Genomic DNA, 17,632 nt, shown 5'->3' with positions numbered 1-17,632 from the left:
GCCGCTGGACTTCCACGTCTCGGACTCGTACTTCGTGGTGGCGCACTTCCACTACGTGGTCTTCGGCACGGTGGTCTTCGCGATGTTCGCCGGCTTCCACTTCTGGTGGCCGAAGTTCACCGGCAAGATGCTCGACGAGCGCCTCGGGAAGATCACCTTCTGGACGCTGTTCATCGGCTTCCACGGCACGTTCCTGGTCCAGCACTGGCTGGGTGCCGAGGGCATGCCGCGCCGGTACTCCGACTACCTGGCGGCCGACGGCTACACCGCGCTGAACACCTTCTCGACGATCAGCTCGTTCCTGCTCGGCATGTCGATCCTGCCGTTCTTCTACAACGTCTGGAAGACGGCGAAGTACGCGCCGAAGATCGAGGTCGACGACCCGTGGGGCTACGGCCGGTCGCTGGAGTGGGCGACCTCCTGCCCGCCGCCGCGGCACAACTTCCTCTCCCTGCCGCGGATCCGTTCCGAATCCCCGGCGTTCGACCTGCACCACCCGGAGATCTCGGCCCTCGACCAGCTCGAGAACCACGGCTCCGAGGACAAGGTGCTCGCCGGTGGCAAGGAGGCCGGTAAGTGAAGATCCAGGGTCGCATGTTCCTCTGGCTGTCGGTCTTCATCCTGGCCGTGGCCATCATCTACGGCCTGTGGTCGAAGGAGCCGGCCGGCACCACGGCACTGTTCCTGTCGTTCGGCCTGTCGATCATGGTCGGTTACTACCTGGCCTTCACGGCCCGCCGGGTCGACACCGGGGCGCAGGACAACAAGGACGCGGACGTCGCGGACGACGCCGGTGAGCTGGGCTTCTTCAGCCCGCACAGCTGGCAGCCGCTGGCCCTGGGCGTCGGGAGCGCGATCGCCTTCCTGTCCGTGGCGATCGGCTGGTGGCTGCTGTACTTCTCGCTGCCGGTCATCCTCGTCGGCCTGTTCGGCTGGGTGTTCGAGTACTACCACGGGGAGAACCAGAACCAGTAACCCTTCCCCACCACGCACGGGTCATCTCCGGACACGCTCCGGAGATGACCCGTTCGTACGTATCCGGCTCGTCCGTTCCGGAGACCGTTCCTACGGTGACTGCATGGACCGAGGATCACGCAGGACAGCACTGATCTGCTTCCTGATACTCGTGCCGCTCGCGGTGGGACCCGCCGCCTGCGGCAGCAACGAGCACCCCTGGGACGCGGCCCCCCACGACGCCACCGCGCACGTCGCGCTGAACGTCGGGGAGGGCGGCCGTGCCGTGGACCCGGACGAACCCCTGGAGATCACCGCGCGCGACGGCGACCGGATCACGGACGTCCGCGCGGTCGACGCGGCGGGCCGCCGACTGGACGGCGAGCTCTCCGCCGACGGCGCCCGCTGGCGCAGCACCACCCCCCTGACCGCCTCGACGCGCTACACCGTCGCGGTCGGCACCGAGCGGGACGACGGCGCTCCCGGCCGCCGCACCGCCGCCTTCAGCACGCGCCCGGGCGACGGGAGGGAACTCGGCGTCGACTTCGGCCCGTCCCCCGGCACCTACGGCGTCGGCCAGCCCATCACGGCCGAGCTCAGCCGGGCGGTCCGGGAGGGGAAGCAGCGCGCGATCGTGGAGCGCGCGCTGCGGGTCACCTCCTCACCTCAGGCCGCCGAGGGCTCCTGGCACTGGGTGGACGACAGGACACTGCACTACCGCCCGCGCACGTACTGGCCCGCGCACGCCACCATCGTGGTGCGCAGCGCCCTGGAGGGCGTGTGGATCCGGGACGGACTGCGCGGCGGCGCGGCCGAACCGCTGCGCATCCGCACGGGCGACCGCGTCGAGGCCGTCGTGGACATCGACCGGACGGAGATGACCGTCAGGAAGAACGGCGAGACGCTCAGGACCGTCCCGGTCACCACCGGCAAACCCGGGTTCCGCACCCGCGAGGGCGTCAAGGTGATCATCGGGAAGCAGGCCCACGTACGGATGACGGGCACCAGCATCGGCATCCCCGAGGGCAGTCCCGAGTCCTACGACATGCCCGTCGAGTGGGCCGCGCAGCTCACCGAGAGCGGCGAGTTCGTCCACGCCGCGCCGTGGTCGGCCGCCTGGCACGGCCGGGACAACGTCAGCCACGGCTGCACGGGGATGAGCACCGAGGACGCCCGCTGGTTCTTCGAGACCGTCCGGCTGGGCGACATCGTCCGCCACGTGGGCGGGGACGGTCCCAGGATGCCGGCCTTCGGCAACGGCTTCGGCGACTGGAACCTCCCCTGGGACCGGTGGCGCGAGGGCAGCGCCCTCCACGGCCTCCGGAACTGACCGGCCGCGCGGGGGTCGCGGACGGACCGCGGACGCGGACGGGCCGCCACGGGCATCCGATGCCCGTGGCGGCCCGTCCGCGTCCGCTCAGGCGGCCGTGCGCTCCAGTCTGCGGCGCAGCAGTCCGGCCAGGGAGTCGGCGAGGGCCACCGGGTCGACCGGGTGTGCGACCGCCGCCTCGGCCCGGCTCCAGGTGGCCAGCCAGGCGTCCTGCGGGCGGCCGATCAGCAGCAGGACGGGCGGGCAGTCGAAGATCTCGTCCTTGATCTGCCGGCACACCCCCATCCCTCCGGCGGGCACCGCCTCGCCGTCCAGCACGCAGACGTCGACGCCGCCCTCCTCCAGGGCGTCGAGCACCGCGGGGAGCGTGGCGCACTCGATGTACTCGACGGGCGGGACATCGGCGGCCGGCCGACGCCCGGCGGCCAGCCGCACCTGCTCCCGGGTGTTGGCGTCGTCGCTGTAGACCAGCACCGTGGCGGTCGGCTGCATGGTTCCTCCGTGTCCTCGGGGTCCATGGGTCCATGGGGCATGGGGCCATGGGATCGACAAGCCGTTGTCGGCGGATGCTACTCCGATCCGTGCCCGCCCGTCAGCGCTCCGGAACGCGCCGCGGCGAGGCCGTCTGAGCTGGACACGGGGGCTTGACACACCGAACACCACCCCCCGAGGTGAGGGCCGGATAAGCGCCCGACATAATGTCGGCGTGGCGACAGCAACAGCAGTAGACACCGGGCACGCGCCCCCGTCGGTCAACCGGCCGAACCTCACCAGTGTCGGAACCATCATCTGGCTGAGTTCCGAGCTGATGTTCTTCGCGGCCCTCTTCGCGATGTACTTCACCCTGCGATCGGTGACGGGGCCCGATTACTGGCAGGAGCAGGCGGACTCCCTGAACCTGCCGTTCTCGGCCACGAACACCACGATCCTGGTGCTCTCCTCCCTCACCTGCCAGCTCGGCGTCTTCGCCGCCGAGCGCGGTGACGTGAAGAGACTGCGCCTGTGGTTCGTGGTCACCTTCGTCATGGGTGCGATCTTCATCGGAGGCCAGGTCTTCGAGTACACGGAGCTGGTCGAGCACGAGGGCATCTCGATCTCCTCGGGGCCCTACGGCTCGGCGTTCTACCTGACGACCGGCTTCCACGGCCTCCACGTGACGGGCGGCCTGATCGCCTTCCTGTTCGTCCTGGGACGGACGTACGCGGCCAGGCGGTTCACCCACCACCAGGCCACCGCGGCCATCGTGGTGTCCTATTACTGGCACTTCGTCGATGTCGTCTGGATCGGCCTCTTCGCCACGATCTACCTGATCAAGTGATCCGGTAGGTCCGGTCCCGTCGCCGGCCCGCGCGGCGGACAGACACAGCCAGAAGCATCGACGCAGAAGATCCTGACACCGGGGTAATCCGTGAAAAAGCTCTCCGCACGACGGCGCCATCCGCTGGCGGCGCTCGTCGTCCTACTCTTCGCGCTGGCGGCCACCGGGGGGCTGTACGCCGCGTTCGCTCCCGCAGACGAGGCGAAGGCCGACACCTCGGCCCAGTCCCTCGCCATCGAGGAGGGCAAGAAGCTCTACGCCACCGGCTGCGCCAGTTGCCACGGAACCGGCGGCCAGGGCACATCCGACGGGCCCAGCCTGGTGGGTGTCGGCGCGGCCGCCGTGGACTTCCAGGTGGGCACCGGCCGCATGCCGGCCCAGTCGCCGGGCGCCCAGGTGCCCGAGAAGCCGCCGGTCTACACGCAGGCGCAGATCGACCAGCTCGCGGCCTACATCGCGTCCCTGGGCCCCGGTCCGAGCATCCCGACCGAGGAGCAGTACGACCCGGCGGGCGCCAACACGGCCGCGGGCGGCGAACTGTTCCGCACCAACTGCGCGCAGTGCCACAACTTCACCGGTGAGGGCGGCGCCCTCACCAACGGCAAGTACGCCCCCCCGCTCACGGACGTCGCCCCCAAGTACGTCTACGAGGCCATGCTCCACGGTCCGCAGAACATGCCCTCCTTCCCCGACAGCGTCATGCCGCCGGAGAAGAAGCGGGAGATCATCGCGTACCTCCAGGAGGTCAACGGCAAGGAGACCGCGACCCCCGGCGGCTTCAAGCTGGGCGGTTTCGGCCCGGTGGCCGAGGGTCTGTTCGCCTGGACCATCGTCCTCGCTCTTCTGATCGGCGCCGCCGTGTGGGTCGCTGCACGTACCGCCAAGGCCAGGAAGTCATGAGTAGCCACACCGGATCCAACGCAGACGTGCCCGGCGAGAACCTGCCGGGCGAGCGCCCCAACGGCGAGGTGGCGGCCAGGGGTGAGAACCCCTTCGCCGACCCGGGGCTGCCGCCCCACGAGCCGCGCATCCAGGACATCGACGAGCGGGCCGCCAAGCGCTCCGAGCGCACGGTCGCCCTGCTGTTCACCACGTCGATGCTGGCCACCATCGGCTTCATCGCCTCGTACGTGATCTTCCCCGTCGACCAGTTGGTCACCATCTGGCCGCTGGGCAGGATCAGCGCCCTGAACTTCTCGCTCGGCATGACCCTGGGCATCGCCCTGTTCTGCATCGGCGCCGGCGCGGTCCACTGGGCCCGCACGCTGATGTCGGACCACGAGCTCGCCGACGAGCGGCACCCGGTCGAGGCCTCGCCCGAGACCAAGCAGAAGGTCCTGGAGGACTTCGCCCAGGGCGCCAAGGAGTCGCAGCTCGGGCGGCGCAAGCTGATCCGCAACACCATGTTCGGCGCGCTGGCCATGGTGCCGCTCTCCGGCGTGGTGCTGCTGCGCGACCTCGGCCCCCTGCCCGAGGACAAGCTGCGCCACACCGCCTGGAAGAAGGGCAAGCTGCTCGTCAACCAGAACACCGGCGAGCCGCTGCGTCCCGAGGACATCACCGTCGGCTCCCTGACCTTCGTCCAGCCCGAGGGCCTGGAGGAGGGTTCCCACGACTTCCAGAAGGAGATCGCCAAGGCGGCCGTGATGCTGGTCCGCCTGGAGCCGAAGGACATCAAGGACAAGAGGGAGCTGGACTGGTCCCACGAGGGCATCGTCGCCTTCTCCAGGATCTGCACCCACGTCGGCTGCCCGGTTACCCTTTACGAACAGCAGACGCACCACGTGCTGTGCCCGTGCCACCAGTCGACGTTCGACCTGGCTGACGGAGCGCGTGTGATCTTCGGCCCGGCCGGTCACCCCCTGCCGCAGCTGCGGATCAGTGTCAACAAGGACGGTTTCCTCGAAGCGCAGGGCGACTTCGCGGAGCCCGTCGGCCCGAGCTTCTGGGAGCGCGGATGAGTACTGCAAGCGACGCCTCGAAGCGCCGGGGCAAGGCGCCCGCCGGCGAGCGGGTCGCGGACTGGGCCGACGGCCGGCTGGGCATCTACAGCCTGGCCAAGGCCAACATGCGCAAGATCTTTCCGGACCACTGGTCCTTCATGCTCGGCGAGGTTGCGCTCTACAGCTTCATCATCGTCATCCTGACCGGCGTCTACCTGACGCTGTTCTTCCACCCGAGCATGGCCGAGGTGGAGTACCACGGCGCCTACGTGCCGATGCAGGGCGTGCACATGTCGGAGGCGTACGCCTCGACCCTGGACATCAGCTTCGACGTCCGCGGCGGTCTGCTCATGCGGCAGATCCACCACTGGGCCGCGCTGGTGTTCCTGGTCGCGATGTTCGTGCACATGATGCGCGTCTTCTTCACCGGCGCGTTCCGCAAGCCGCGCGAGATCAACTGGCTGTTCGGCTTCCTGCTGCTGGTGCTGGGCATGTTCACCGGCTTCACCGGCTACTCCCTGCCGGACGACCTGCTGTCGGGCACCGGCCTGCGGTTCATGGAGGGCGCGATCCTCTCCGTCCCGGTGGTCGGCACCTACCTGGCCATGTTCCTGTACGGCGGCGAGTTCCCGGGGACGGAGATCATCCCGCGGTTCTTCGTGGCGCACGTCCTGCTGCTGCCCGGCATCATGCTGGGGCTGGTGGTGGCGCACCTGATCCTGATCGTCTACCACAAGCACACCCAGTTCGCCGGGCCCGGCCGGACCGAGAAGAACGTCGTCGGCATGCCGTTCCTGCCGGTCTACCTGGCCAAGGCCGGAGGCTTCTTCTTCCTGGTCTTCGGCATCATCGCGGTCATCGCCGCGACGTTCACCATCAACCCGATCTGGGTGCTGGGCCCGTACCGGCCGGACCAGGTGTCCACCAACGCGCAGCCCGACTGGTACATGGGCTTCTCCGAGGGCCTGATCCGCGCCATGCCGGGCTGGGAGATCGTGCTGCCGGGCGGCTACACCCTCGCCCTGGGCGTGTTCATCCCGCTGCTGATCTTCCCGCTGGTGCTGGCGGCGATCGCGGTGTACCCGTTCATCGAGGCCTGGGTCACCGGGGACAAGCGCGAGCACCACATCCTGGACCGCCCGCGCAACGCCCCGACGCGCACCGCGTTCGGCGCGGCCTGGATCAGCCTGTACTTCGTGCTGCTGGTCGGCGGCGGCAACGACCTGTGGGCCACCCACTTCCACCTGTCGATCAACGCCATCACCTGGGCGGTGCGCATCGGGTTCTTCGTGGTGCCGGTGCTCACCTTCATCGTCACCAAGCGGATCTGCCTGGGTCTGCAGCGGCGCGACCGGGAGAAGGTGCTGCACGGCCGGGAGAGCGGCATCATCAAGCGGCTCCCGCACGGTGAGTTCGTCGAGGTGCACGAGCCGCTCACCCAGGAGCAGCTCTACACCCTCACCGCGCACGAGCAGTACAAGCCGCTGGAGCTCGGCCCGGAGGTGGACGGGAACGGCGTGCGGCGCAAGATCGGCCGGATGCAGAAGCTCCGCGCCAAGCTCAGCCACGGCTACTACGGCGAGGGCAACCAGATTCCGAAGCCGACGGCGGAGGAGTACAAGGAGCTCACCAGCGGCCACGGCCACGGTCACTGAGCAGGCACATCCGAAGATCGAAGATCGCCACACCCGGGGCCCCGGTCCCTCCTTCGGGAGGAGCCGGGGCCCCGCGGTGTGCGGGAGGAGGCGTGCTCCCGGCCGTGTCCGGAGTGCGGGCAACGGCCGTGGCGGCCCCATCGCGCCATTAGGCTGGCGTGGGGCCCCGCCGCGCCGGTCAGGCCCCTGTACCCGACCACGCCAGGAGTGATCCCCATGAGCGCTGCTACCCCCGTCGGAGGCGACACCGTGGCGGCCCGCACCTGGCCGGACGTGCTGAGCGCGCTGCTGGCCGGTGAGGACCTGACCGCCGACAGCACCGCCTGGGCCATGGACCGCATCATGCGCGGCGAGGCGACCGACGCCCAGATCGCCGGGTTCGCGGTGGCGCTGCGCGCCAAGGGCGAGACGGTGGAGGAGGTCCTCGGACTGGTCCGCGCGATGTACGAGCACGCCAGGGTGATCGAGGTGCCGGGGCCGTCGGTCGACATCGTCGGCACCGGGGGCGACCGCGCCAGGACGGTGAACATCTCCACGATGTCCTCGATCGTGGTGGCCGGCACCGGCGCCAGGGTCGTCAAGCACGGCAACCGGGCCTCCTCCAGCGCGTGCGGGGCGTCGGACGTGCTGGAGAAGCTGGGCGTCAACCTGGAGCTGACCCCGGAGCGGGTCGCGGAGGTCGCGGTCGAGGCCGGGATCAGCTTCTGCTTCGCGGTGAAGTTCCACCCCGCCCTGCGCCACGTGGCCGCCGCCCGGAAGGAACTGGGCATCCCGACCAGCTTCAACTTCCTCGGACCGCTGACCAACCCGGCCCGGGTGGGGGCCCAGGCCACCGGGGTCGCCGACGCCCGGATGGCGCCGATCGTGGCGGGCGTGCTCGCCGAGCGGGGGGTCTCCGCGCTGGTCTTCCGCGGCGACGACGGCCTGGACGAGCTGACCGTGACGAGCACCTCGACGGTGTGGGTGGTCCGGGACGGCAAGGTCCGCACGGAGGTCTTCGACCCGCGGGACGTGGGCGTCGAGCTGGTCCCGCTGGAGGCGCTGCGCGGCGCCGACGCCGCCCACAACGCGGACGTGGCGCGGCGGCTGCTGGACGGCGAGGGCGGCCCCGTGCGGGACGCCGTACTGCTGAACTCCGCCGCCGCGCTGGCCGCCCTGGAGCCGTCCGACGCGCCGCTGACCGAGCAGATCGCGGCGGGCATGCGGCGGGCGGCGGAGGCCATCGACTCGGGCGCGGCCAAGGCGGTCCTGGAGCGCTGGGTGGCCGCCAGCAACGCCTGAGAGCCTGAGACGGGTCCCGGGGCCCCGCGAGCCCCGCGGGGCCGTCACGCACCGGTCCGCCGCCCGGCCCGGCCGCCCGGCCGCCGGGGTCAGGAGTCGAGCCCGATGGCGAAGGCGGCCTCCAGGTCGTGCTGGGAGTAGGTCCGGAAGGCGATGTGGGTCTCGGTGGACTCCACGCCGGGGATCTTGCTGATGCGGCCCGGGATGATCTCCGCGAGATCGTCGTGCCGGGCCACCCGCACCATGGCGATCAGATCGTGTGCGCCGGTCACCGAGTAGACCTCGCTCACCCCGTCCAGCGCGGCGATCTGCTCGGCGATCTCGGGGATGCGGTCGGTGCTGGTCTTGATGAGCACGATCGAGGTGATCACGGTTTTCCCTTCGTCGGGGGAGGGCCTGCGGCGGGACCGCCGTCGGCGGCGCCCCCGGGAGGCCGGGGTTCCTCCGGAATTCCCCTGGTCGTCTCCCGTGGCCGCCGGGGCCGGCCTGCTCACTGTAGCCCGCCCCTGGTGAGGGCCCCGCGCGGCGGACGCCGCCGTGGGGCGTACCGCCGCGGACGGCGGGAAGCGGTCCGTTCCGGACGGGCGATGGTGTCGGCTCGGATACGGGTCGCACGCCACGGCGCACCCGGTGGTCGCCAGGCCGTAGGGTTGCGGAGATACCCCCGGTCGGGTGTCCGGCGGCACGCGGCGCGTGGGACGAACGGGCCATCCGGGGCACCCGGGACCTCCGGCGGCCGGAGGAACCGGGAGGCGGAGGAGTCGAAGGCGCGAAGGACGGCAGCACAGCGGGACAGCAGGGACGCCGGTGACGCCGAGGGCGCCGGCGGCGCAGGGAGACACCGAGGAGAGGACGACACGATGCCGGTTCCCCGACCGAGTGAAGGAACGCGGTGGCGCTGCACCATGTGCGGCAACCTCACCCGCTTCGACGTGACGCGTTCCAGCAGGGTGGTGGAGTACGTGCACCTGGATCTGGCCGGTGAGCCGCGGGTCGAGGAGCGCGAGGTGCTCAGTGAGACGATCGAGTCGGTGCGCTGTCGCTGGTGCAACGCGGTGGACCAGGTCGAGCTGGTGGACCGTCCCAGCGCGCAGGTGTGACGACGGGCGGGTGTGAACCGTGGTGGAACGGACGGGCGGTGAGCGCGGACCGGGGGAGGAGACGCTCGACCGCCCGCTGCCCGAGAAGGTGCGTCACCGGGTGGTGGCGCTGACGGGGGACGCGCTCGGCGGGCTCACTGTCGCCGAACTCCCCGTCCCCCTGCGGCAGTACGCCCGTTTCACCCCGCAGCGGCGGGTCAAGTTCGCGGGCAACGCCATGGCCGCCTCGCTGGAGAGCGACGCCGTCTTCCGGCAGCGGATCGCCGAGCGGCTGCGCGAGGCGCTGCCGGAGCTGGCCGGGGCGGTGCAGAGCGGCACGCTCCCCGCCGCCGCGGACCCGGTGGACGTGGCGGCGGTCGCCTACGTGCTGCGCCCGGAGGGCTGGGTCAAGCTCGTCGCCGCCGCGGGCGAGGAGGCCCAGCGGGCACAGGCCGAGCGGGCGGGGGAAGAGGCCGAACGGGAGCTGGCCCGGCTCCGGGAGGAGCTGGCCCGGGTCCGGGCGGGGGCGCGCAGCGACACCGAGCAGCTCCGCGCGGAGCTGGAGGCGGCCCGCAAGGAGGCCGACGTCCTGCAGCGCAAGCTGCGCAGCGCGCAGAGCGACGTCAAGCGCGGTGAGGCGGCGGTGCGCAAGCTGCGGGCCGAGCTGGAGGCCGTACGGGCCGCCGCGGCGGCGGAGAAGGCGGTCGCCGAGGGCGAGGCGCGCCGCCTGCGGACGCGGCTGGCCGAGGCGGAGTCGGCCCTGGAGGCGAGCCGCCGGGCGGCGCGCGAGGGACGCAGCGTGGAGGACATGCGGCTGCGGCTGCTGCTGGACACGGTGCTGGACGCGGCCCAGGGGCTGCGGCGCGAACTCGCCCTGCCGCCCGTCACGACGCGCCCGGCGGAGACCGTGGACGCGGTCGAGCCGGGCCGGATGACCCCCAAGGACATCGCGCGGCGCGCCCTGTCCGAGGACGACCCCGCGCTGCTCGACCAGTTGCTGGCGCTGCCCCAGGCGCACCTGGTGGTGGACGGCTACAACGTCACCAAGACCGGCTATCCGTCGATGCCCCTGGACAAGCAGCGGCTGCGGCTGCTGGGCGGACTGGCGGGCCTGGCGGCCCAGACGGGCGCCGAGGTGACCTGCGTCTTCGACGGGGCGGACCTGGCGGCCCCGGTGCTGCTGGCCCCGCCGCGGGGGGTGCGGGTGCTGTTCAGCAAGCCGGGGCAGACCGCCGACGAGCTGATCCGGCGGCTGGTGCGCGCCGAGCCGCCGGGACGGCCGGTGGTCGTCGTCTCCGCGGACCGCGAGGTGGCCGACGGGGTGGCCGCGGCCGGGGCCCGGCCGGTGGCGTCGACCCTGCTGCTGCGCCGGCTCGGCCGTACCTGAGCGCAGTGCCCGGGGCGCGCTGTCCCCGGGCCCGAACTCCCGGAGCGCCGGGGGACGCTGAGGGAGTGTGGACGCATCGCGCCGAGGCCCGGAATGTCCCGCGGAAACAGCACACAGCGTCAGACACCGGTCGCTGCCCGTGGGGTGATGGTAAAGGATGTGGCCGTTGAGCGAGATTTTTCCTATGAGGATTTGAAGCGATCACGGCGCATGGCTAGTGTCTGGCCCGAACCTCCGCGCGGTTGATCACCCAACCGGGGTGGCAGCGGAGGTACCGCCGATTCCGCGGCGCTCATCGCGGAGCCGGGGAGTGGCTCCGGCCGACTCCCGGCAGGCGGCTGAGGAAGAAGGAGCTCGCCCCAGTGGCGTCCCACCGTCGACCCAAGCAGCCGAACCGCACCCGGGTGACCGTGCTCACCGCGACCGCAGCAGCGGCGGTCGCGCTGACCTCGCAGGCGGCGCAGGCCGAGCCGAAGCCCTCCAAGGAGGAGGTCAAGGCCAAAGTCGACAAGCTCTACGAAGAGGCCGAGCACGCCACGGAGAAGTACAACGGCGCCAAGGAGAAGCAGGAGAAGCTGCAGAAGCAGGTCAGCAACCTCCAGGACAGCGTCGCCCGCGGCCAGGACGAGTTGAACAAGCTGCGCGACACCCTGGGCACCATGGCCACCGCCCAGTACCGCACGGGCGGCATGGACCCGTCCCTGCAGCTCTTCCTCTCCTCCGACCCCGACAGCTACCTGGCCAAGGCCTCCGCGCTCGACCAGCTCAGCAGCAAGCAGACCGAGGCCCTGCGGAAGATCCAGTCCAAGCAGCGGGCCCTCGCGCAGCAGCGCGAGGAGGCGTCCGACAAGCTGAAGGACCTGGAGGACACCCGCAAGGAACTCGGCGAGAAGAAGAAGAAGATCCAGGGCAAGCTCGCCGAGGCCCAGCGGCTGCTGAACACCCTGACCGCGCAGGAGCGCCAGGAGCTGGCCGAGGAGGAGGAGCGCGCCAACCGCGCCTCCGCGGAGCGGGTGGACCTGGGCAGCTCGCCCTCCGCCAGCTCGCGGGCCGCCGCCGCCCTCAACGCGGCCGCCACGAAGGTCGGTTCGCCCTACGTCTGGGGCGCCACCGGCCCGAACTCCTTCGACTGCTCCGGGCTGACCTCCTGGGCGTACAGCCAGGCCGGCGTCTCCCTGCCGCGCACCTCGCAGGCGCAGGCCAACGCCGGGACCCGCCTCTCCCAGAGCGAACTCGCCCCGGGCGACCTGGTCATCTTCTACAGCGACCTGCACCACGTCGGCCTCTACGCGGGCAACGGGCAGGTCCTGCACGCCCCCAAGCCGGGCGCCAACGTGCGCTACGAGTCGATCAACAACATGCCGTTCATGTTCGGCGTGCGCGTCTGACCGGCGCCGTCCCACGGCCCTCGCCGGCCGTTTCCCGCGCCTTCCTCCCTCCCCCCTCCGGGTGAACCCGGGAGGGGGAGGGTTTTTCCTTCCCGCCGTCCGTGACCTGCGCACCGGACGGGACGGCACGGCCCGTCCGGCGGAACGGTCCGCGGGCCGGAGGCGTCCGCGCCGCTACTGTCGGCGGTCGCCGTGCCCGCACACCGCCCGCCCCACCCGGGCGCGGGGACGGCGCGGAGGACTCCTCAGCGGAAGGGAGAGCGGCCCCATCGTGGTCTCGCACCGGTCCCCCCGACACGGCTCTCATCGACGTGCCGACCGGCAACGCGCCCCGTACCCCGGCGTCTTCGGGCTGAGCGCCCGGGTCACCGCGCTGTCCGCCGCCGCGGGCGCGGCGGCGGCCCTGACAGCGGTGCCGGCGGGCGCCGATCCCGGCGGCGGGAGCGACCCGGCCGCGGTGAGCGCGCGCGTGGACCGGCTCTACACCGAGGCGGAGCGGGCCACCGAGCGGTACAACGCCGTCGCCGAACGCGTGGAGGACCTCCGCGGGCAGGTCGAGCGGGCCCAGGACGGCGCCGCGCGCGACCAGGCCAGGGTCAACCGGCTGCGCGGGACCCTGGGCGCCCTGGCGAACGCGCAGTACCGCTCCGGGGGGACGGCCCCCGTCCTGGCGCTGCTGCTGTCCGACGACCCCGAGGACTACCTCGCCAGGGCGGCCGTCCTGGAGCGGATCCACAGCCGCCAGGCCGCCAGGATCCGGGTGCTCCAGCGCGCCGCGCGGGCGCTGGAGCAGCGGCGCACCGAGGCCCGCGGGAAACTCGCCGAACTGGGGCGCCAGCGCGAGGCCCTGAGCCGCCACCGGGCCTCCGTACAGCGCAAGCTCGGCGCCGCCCAGCGGCTGCTCAACCGGCTCCCGGCCGAACAGCGCGCCGCCCGTGAACGCGCCGCGCGCGACGCCGGCCGCGCCCCCGGGGCCACGGCGGACGCGGGCCCGGCCTCCTCGCCGCGGGCGGCCGCGGCGGTGGCCGCCGCACGGCGGGCGGTCGGCTCGCCCTACGCCTGGGGCCAGTCCGGGCCGTACGCCTTCGACTGCTCGGGGCTGACCGCCTGGGCGTACGGCCGGGCCGGCGTCGCCCTGCCCCGCACCTCCCAGGGGCAGCTCCACGCCGGGCGGCACGTACCGCTGGACCGGGCGCGCCCGGGCGACCTGGTGGTCTACCGGTCCGACGCCAGCCACGTCGGGATGTACGTCGGCGGCGGGCAGGTCGTGCACGCCCCGCACCCCGGGGCGCGGGTGCGCTACGACCCGGTCGGGATGCTGCCCGTCGCCGCCGTCGTCCGCCCCTGATGCCGCCCGTCCTCCCCCGTGCCCCGCGTCCCGGCCCGTACGATCGGCGGTGTGAGACGGCGGTGGCGGGGCGCGGTGGCGGCGTTGGCGGCCGGACTGCTGGCGTGCCCGGTCGCCTGCACCGGCCCGGGAACCGACCGGGACGCCGGTCGCGCGCCCTTCCAGGCGGTGCTGGACCGGCAGGCCGAGGCCGTCCGCGACGGCGACCGCGCGGCCTACCTGGCGACCGTCGACCCCCGCGCGGCCCGCTACCGCGACGCACAGCGCACGGTGTTCCGCAACCTCACCCGGCTGCCGTTCGCGCAGTGGTCCTACCACGTCACCGCCACCGGTGACGCCGCCTTCCCCCTCCCGCGCGGCACGCGTCAGGGGCCGCGCCGGGTCGCCGTGCGGGCCGAGCTGCGCTACCGCGTCCGGGGCTACGACACCGTGCCGGTGCGGGACGTGGAGTACCTGACCCTCACCGAACGGCGGGGCCGCTGGTACGTCTCCTCCGACAGCGACGGCGCGGCCGGGGGCCGCCGGAGCACCCGGCAGCTCTGGGAGCAGGGCGAGATGACCGTCGTCCGCGGCGAGCGGAGCCTGGTGCTCGGCACCGGCCGCGAGGAGGCCGTCCTGCGCGCCCTGGCGGCCGACGCCGACCGCGCGGTGCCCGAGGTCACCGCCGTCTGGCCGCGCCCCTGGCCCCGGCGGGTGCTGGTCCAGGCCCCCTCCTCCCTGCGGCGGATGGCCGAGCTCCTGGGCGGTCCCCCCGCCTCCTACCAGGGCGTCGCCGCCGTCACCACCGGCGAGGTGGGCGGCCGGGGCGCCGCGCCGGCCGAGCGGATCGTGGTCAACCCCCAGGCGTACGGGCTGCTCGGTCCGCAGGGGCGGCGGATCGTGATGACCCATGAGACGACCCACGTCGCCACCCGCCCGTACACCACCGAGGCCGTCCCGATGTGGCTCTCGGAGGGCTTCGCCGACTGGGTCGGCTACCGGGGCACCGGGCGGGACCCGGCCCGGGTCGCGCCCCGGCTCGCCGCCGCCGTGCGGCAGGACGAGGTGCCCCGGCGGTTGCCGACGGACGAGGACTTCGACTTCGCCGGGGACGGCGACCGGCTCGCCCGGGCCTACGAGAGCGGCTGGCTGGTCTGCCGGATGGTGGCGGAGCGGTGGGGCCGGGAGAAGCTGGTCGAGCTGTACCTGGCGGCGGGCCGCAACGGGGCGGACGGCACGGCGGGCGGCACCGGGGACGCCGCGGTCCGCGAGGTGCTCGGCATCGGCCTGGACGAACTCACCGAGCGCTGGCGCGCCTACGTCCGCGCGGAGTTGGGGGACGGCGGGTAGCCGGGCCGGTCACCGGGTGAGCAGCCCGTCCTCCGGCTCCCGGGACGCGGCCGCCCGGTCCCCGTCCCCGTCCGCACCGGCCGCCGCGCGCCGCCGCGGCCCGGTCACCGTGGTGCGCCACAGCCGGGCGCAGGACAGGGCCGCGGCGGCCACCAGCAGCCCGTTGCGCACCACCAGCAGCGTGATGCCCAGGGCGTCGCTCGCCACCACGCTCCCGAAGTTGAGCGGGAACTCCAGCAGCGTCACCCCGGTCGCCGCCACCACCAACAGCGCGGGCAGCCCCTGGCGCCCGGTGCGCAGCGTCACGCTCACCGCCGCCAACCCCACCAGCCAGATCAGGTACTGCGGGCTGATCACCCGGCTGGTGACGGTGAACAGCAGCACGGCGGCGAACGCGGCGTCCGCCGCCGTGCCCGCCGTCCACTCCACCGCGCGCAGCCGCCACCACAGCAGCCAGCCGAAGGCGGCGGCGGTGCACGCCAGCGCCGCGGTGCTCACCGCGTCCACGTACGGGCCCAGGAACTCCACCGACCCGTAGTTCAGCAGCACCTGGCCCTCCCAGCCGAAGTGCCGGGCCACGTGGAAGACCAGCGCCCCCAGCGACTCCACCTCGGTGCCGCGGTCGCGCTGGTGGGTGAGGAAGTCCAGCGCGCCGGGCATGGCGGCGGCGAACGCGGCGGTCAGCACCAGGGCCGTCACCACGGCGGTGCCCCACACGGCGCGGGTGACGCGCCCGCGGGGGGTGCCCACGAGCAGCAGCGCGGGCCACACCTTCAGCAGCGCCCCGAGGGCGGCCAGCGCCCCGGCCGCCCGCGGCCGGCGGGCCAGGACCAGCAGGGCGGCGACCGCGACGGCGGTGACCATCAGGTCGTAGCGGGCGTACGCGGTCGGGCCCAGCAGCGGCACCCCGGCCACCCACACCCACGCACCCGCGTACCGGTGCCGCTCCGCGCCCCGGGAGGCCCGCCGGGAGGCGCGCAGCAGCAGCGCGAACGCCGCCGCGTCGGCCGCGCAGGCCAGCACGTAGAAGGCCGCCGGGTACTCCAGGAAGGGCAGCAGCGCGGGGGAGAGGATCGCCAGCGCGGCGGCGGGCGGGTACTGCCAGGTGACGTCGTCCGGCGGGAAGACGCCCGTGCGCAGCACCTCGTACCAGCCCCGGTAGATCACCGAGACGTCGCTGGTGACGTCCGGCCCCGGCACCGTGATCACCTTGAACACGCACAGGAGCACCACGGTCCGGGTGGCGGCCCAGGCCGCGACGGCAATGCGCATGGACCGACCGTACCGGGTGCCCCCCGGCGCCGGAGGAGCAGCGGGTACTGTCGGCGGCGATGCACAAGACCCTGATCGTCACCAACGACTTCCCGCCCCGCCCGGGCGGCATCCAGGCGTTCCTGCACAGCATGGCGCTGCGGCTGGACCCCGAACGGGTCGTCGTCTACGCCTCGACCTGGAAGCGCGGCCGGGAGGGCGCCGAGGCCACCGCCCGCTTCGACGCCGAACAGCCCTTCACCGTCGTGCGCGACGCCACCACCATGCTGCTGCCCACCCCGCGCGTGACGCGCCGGGCCGTGGAGCTGCTGCGCGAACACGGCTGCACGTCGGTGTGGTTCGGGGCCGCCGCCCCGCTCGGCCTGATGGCCCCCGCGCTGCGCCGCGCGGGCGCGAAGCGGCTGGTGGCCACCACCCACGGCCACGAGGCGGGCTGGGCCCAACTGCCCGCCGCCCGGCGGCTGCTGCGGCGGATCGGAGAGGGCACCGACACCCTCACCTACCTCGGGGAGTACACCCGCTCCCGGATCGCCGCCGCGCTCACCCCCGAGGCGGCGGCGCGGATGGTCCACCTGCCGCCCGGCGTCGACGAGAAGACCTTCCACCCCGGCTCCGGCGGCGACGCCGTGCGCGCCCGGCTCGGGCTCGAAGGCCGGCCGGTGGTGGTGTGCGTCTCGCGGCTGGTGCCGCGCAAGGGCCAGGACACCCTCGTCCGCGCCATGCCGCGCGTCCTGGCCGAGGTGCCCGACGCGGTGCTGCTGATCGTCGGCGGCGGCCCGTACGGGAAGGAGCTGCGGCGCCTGGCGGCGGAGACCGGCGTGGCCGGCGCGGTCCGCTTCACCGGGGCGGTGCCCTGGGAGGAACTGCCCGCCCACTACGGCGCGGGCGACGTCTTCGCCATGCCCTGCCGCACCCGCCGGGGCGGACTGGACGTCGAGGGGCTCGGGATCGTCTACCTGGAGGCGTCGGCGACCGGGCTGCCGGTCGTCGCGGGCGACTCCGGCGGTGCGCCCGACGCGGTGCTGGACGGGGAGACCGGCTGGGTGGTGCGGGCCGGTGCCCCCGGTGACGAGGCGGCCCGGGAGACGGCCGACCGGATCGTCACCCTGCTGAAGGACCCCGAGCTGCGCCGCCGGATGGGCGAGCGCGGCCGGCAGTGGGTCGAGGAGCGCTGGCGCTGGGACCTGCTCGCCGAGCGCCTGAAGGACCTGCTGTAGCCGCGCCCCGGACCGGGGCCGTGGCGGCTGTGGCGGCCGTGGGCGGGACGGAACCGCCGCCCCGCCCACGGGAGTTGGCGGAGCCCCGCCGCAGAAGACGCGGCGGGGCCGGGGCGGCACGGGGCGGCGTG

The 17,632-nt window shown here is 73.2% G+C and carries 17 protein-coding genes; 14 read left to right on the top strand and 3 right to left on the bottom strand.

Annotated elements, in window-relative coordinates:
- The 3 genes from VE546_RS11900 to VE546_RS11890 form a co-directional block, all read left to right on the top strand.
- Nucleotides 1–580, top strand: a 580-nt coding sequence (locus VE546_RS11900; RefSeq protein WP_324921413.1) for a cytochrome c oxidase subunit I, incomplete at its 5' end; no start/stop codon positions are given.
- The gene (locus VE546_RS11895) at nucleotides 577–975 is read left to right on the top strand and encodes a cytochrome c oxidase subunit 4 (protein WP_324921411.1); all 399 of its coding nucleotides are present in this window, start codon (nucleotides 577–579) and stop codon (nucleotides 973–975) included. The genes VE546_RS11900 and VE546_RS11895, both read left to right, overlap by 4 nt.
- Nucleotides 976–1,078: 103 nt before the next feature.
- On the top strand, nucleotides 1,079–2,284 hold the full coding sequence (locus tag VE546_RS11890) for a L,D-transpeptidase (RefSeq protein ID WP_324921409.1): 1,206 nt from the start codon (nucleotides 1,079–1,081) through the stop codon (nucleotides 2,282–2,284).
- Between the two features lie 87 nt (nucleotides 2,285–2,371).
- Here VE546_RS11890 and VE546_RS11885 read toward each other — a convergent pair whose 3' ends face one another.
- Complete coding sequence (locus VE546_RS11885; RefSeq protein WP_324921407.1) at nucleotides 2,372–2,776, bottom strand: hypothetical protein; 405 nt, start codon at nucleotides 2,774–2,776, stop codon at nucleotides 2,372–2,374.
- A gap of 214 nt (nucleotides 2,777–2,990) precedes the next feature.
- On the opposite strand from VE546_RS11885, the gene VE546_RS11880 reads away from it, so the two are divergent.
- From VE546_RS11880 to trpD, 5 genes are all read left to right on the top strand, one after another.
- Nucleotides 2,991–3,602 carry a heme-copper oxidase subunit III gene (locus tag VE546_RS11880; protein ID WP_324921405.1) on the top strand — a complete coding sequence of 204 codons (612 nt, stop codon included), beginning with the start codon at nucleotides 2,991–2,993 and terminating at the stop codon, nucleotides 3,600–3,602.
- 90 nt (nucleotides 3,603–3,692) lie between these two features.
- On the top strand, nucleotides 3,693–4,502 hold the full coding sequence (locus tag VE546_RS11875) for a c-type cytochrome (protein WP_324921403.1): 810 nt from the start codon (nucleotides 3,693–3,695) through the stop codon (nucleotides 4,500–4,502).
- On the top strand, nucleotides 4,499–5,563 hold the full coding sequence (locus VE546_RS11870) for a ubiquinol-cytochrome c reductase iron-sulfur subunit (protein ID WP_324921401.1): 1,065 nt from the start codon (nucleotides 4,499–4,501) through the stop codon (nucleotides 5,561–5,563). Before VE546_RS11875 ends, VE546_RS11870 begins: the two co-directional genes overlap by 4 nt.
- Nucleotides 5,560–7,200, top strand: coding sequence for a cytochrome bc complex cytochrome b subunit (locus VE546_RS11865; RefSeq protein WP_324921399.1), 1,641 nt, complete (start codon nucleotides 5,560–5,562; stop codon nucleotides 7,198–7,200). Before VE546_RS11870 ends, VE546_RS11865 begins: the two co-directional genes overlap by 4 nt.
- Nucleotides 7,201–7,416: 216 nt before the next feature.
- Nucleotides 7,417–8,481: an anthranilate phosphoribosyltransferase gene (gene trpD / locus VE546_RS11860; protein ID WP_324921397.1), complete on the top strand. Its 1,065-nt coding sequence runs from the start codon at nucleotides 7,417–7,419 to the stop codon at nucleotides 8,479–8,481.
- A gap of 89 nt (nucleotides 8,482–8,570) precedes the next feature.
- Here trpD and VE546_RS11855 read toward each other — a convergent pair whose 3' ends face one another.
- Entirely contained in the window at nucleotides 8,571–8,852 is a 282-nt protein-coding gene (locus VE546_RS11855) for an Lrp/AsnC ligand binding domain-containing protein (protein ID WP_324921395.1), read from the bottom strand.
- 489 nt (nucleotides 8,853–9,341) lie between these two features.
- On the opposite strand from VE546_RS11855, the gene VE546_RS11850 reads away from it, so the two are divergent.
- The 5 genes from VE546_RS11850 (at nucleotide 9,342) to VE546_RS11830 (ending at nucleotide 15,012) form a co-directional block, all read left to right on the top strand.
- Nucleotides 9,342–9,581 (top strand): hypothetical protein, encoded by a 240-nt coding sequence (locus VE546_RS11850; RefSeq protein WP_324921393.1) that lies wholly within the window; start codon nucleotides 9,342–9,344, stop codon nucleotides 9,579–9,581.
- A gap of 19 nt (nucleotides 9,582–9,600) precedes the next feature.
- The gene (locus VE546_RS11845) at nucleotides 9,601–10,947 is read left to right on the top strand and encodes an NYN domain-containing protein (protein ID WP_324921391.1); all 1,347 of its coding nucleotides are present in this window, start codon (nucleotides 9,601–9,603) and stop codon (nucleotides 10,945–10,947) included.
- A 362-nt stretch (nucleotides 10,948–11,309) separates the two neighbouring features.
- On the top strand, nucleotides 11,310–12,335 hold the full coding sequence (locus tag VE546_RS11840; protein WP_324921389.1) for an NlpC/P60 family protein: 1,026 nt from the start codon (nucleotides 11,310–11,312) through the stop codon (nucleotides 12,333–12,335).
- A 271-nt stretch (nucleotides 12,336–12,606) separates the two neighbouring features.
- Complete coding sequence (locus VE546_RS11835; protein ID WP_414720460.1) at nucleotides 12,607–13,683, top strand: NlpC/P60 family protein; 1,077 nt, start codon at nucleotides 12,607–12,609, stop codon at nucleotides 13,681–13,683.
- Between the two features lie 51 nt (nucleotides 13,684–13,734).
- Complete coding sequence (locus VE546_RS11830; RefSeq protein WP_324921387.1) at nucleotides 13,735–15,012, top strand: hypothetical protein; 1,278 nt, start codon at nucleotides 13,735–13,737, stop codon at nucleotides 15,010–15,012.
- A gap of 9 nt (nucleotides 15,013–15,021) precedes the next feature.
- On the opposite strand, the gene VE546_RS11825 is transcribed toward VE546_RS11830, so the two are convergent.
- Entirely contained in the window at nucleotides 15,022–16,284 is a 1,263-nt protein-coding gene (locus tag VE546_RS11825; protein WP_324921385.1) for a glycosyltransferase 87 family protein, read from the bottom strand.
- A gap of 59 nt (nucleotides 16,285–16,343) precedes the next feature.
- Between VE546_RS11825 and VE546_RS11820 the strand changes: the two genes are divergently transcribed.
- Nucleotides 16,344–17,501, top strand: a complete 1,158-nt coding sequence (locus tag VE546_RS11820; RefSeq protein WP_324921383.1) for a glycosyltransferase family 4 protein — start codon at nucleotides 16,344–16,346, stop codon at nucleotides 17,499–17,501.
- Nucleotides 17,502–17,632 lie beyond the last annotated feature (131 nt).

The sequence above is a fragment of the Streptomyces sp. genome (assembly GCF_035644915.1).
Classification (GTDB): domain Bacteria; phylum Actinomycetota; class Actinomycetes; order Streptomycetales; family Streptomycetaceae; genus Streptomyces.
The sequence above is the reverse complement of the archived record's forward strand: the minus strand, read 5'-3'. Positions and strand labels throughout refer to the sequence as shown.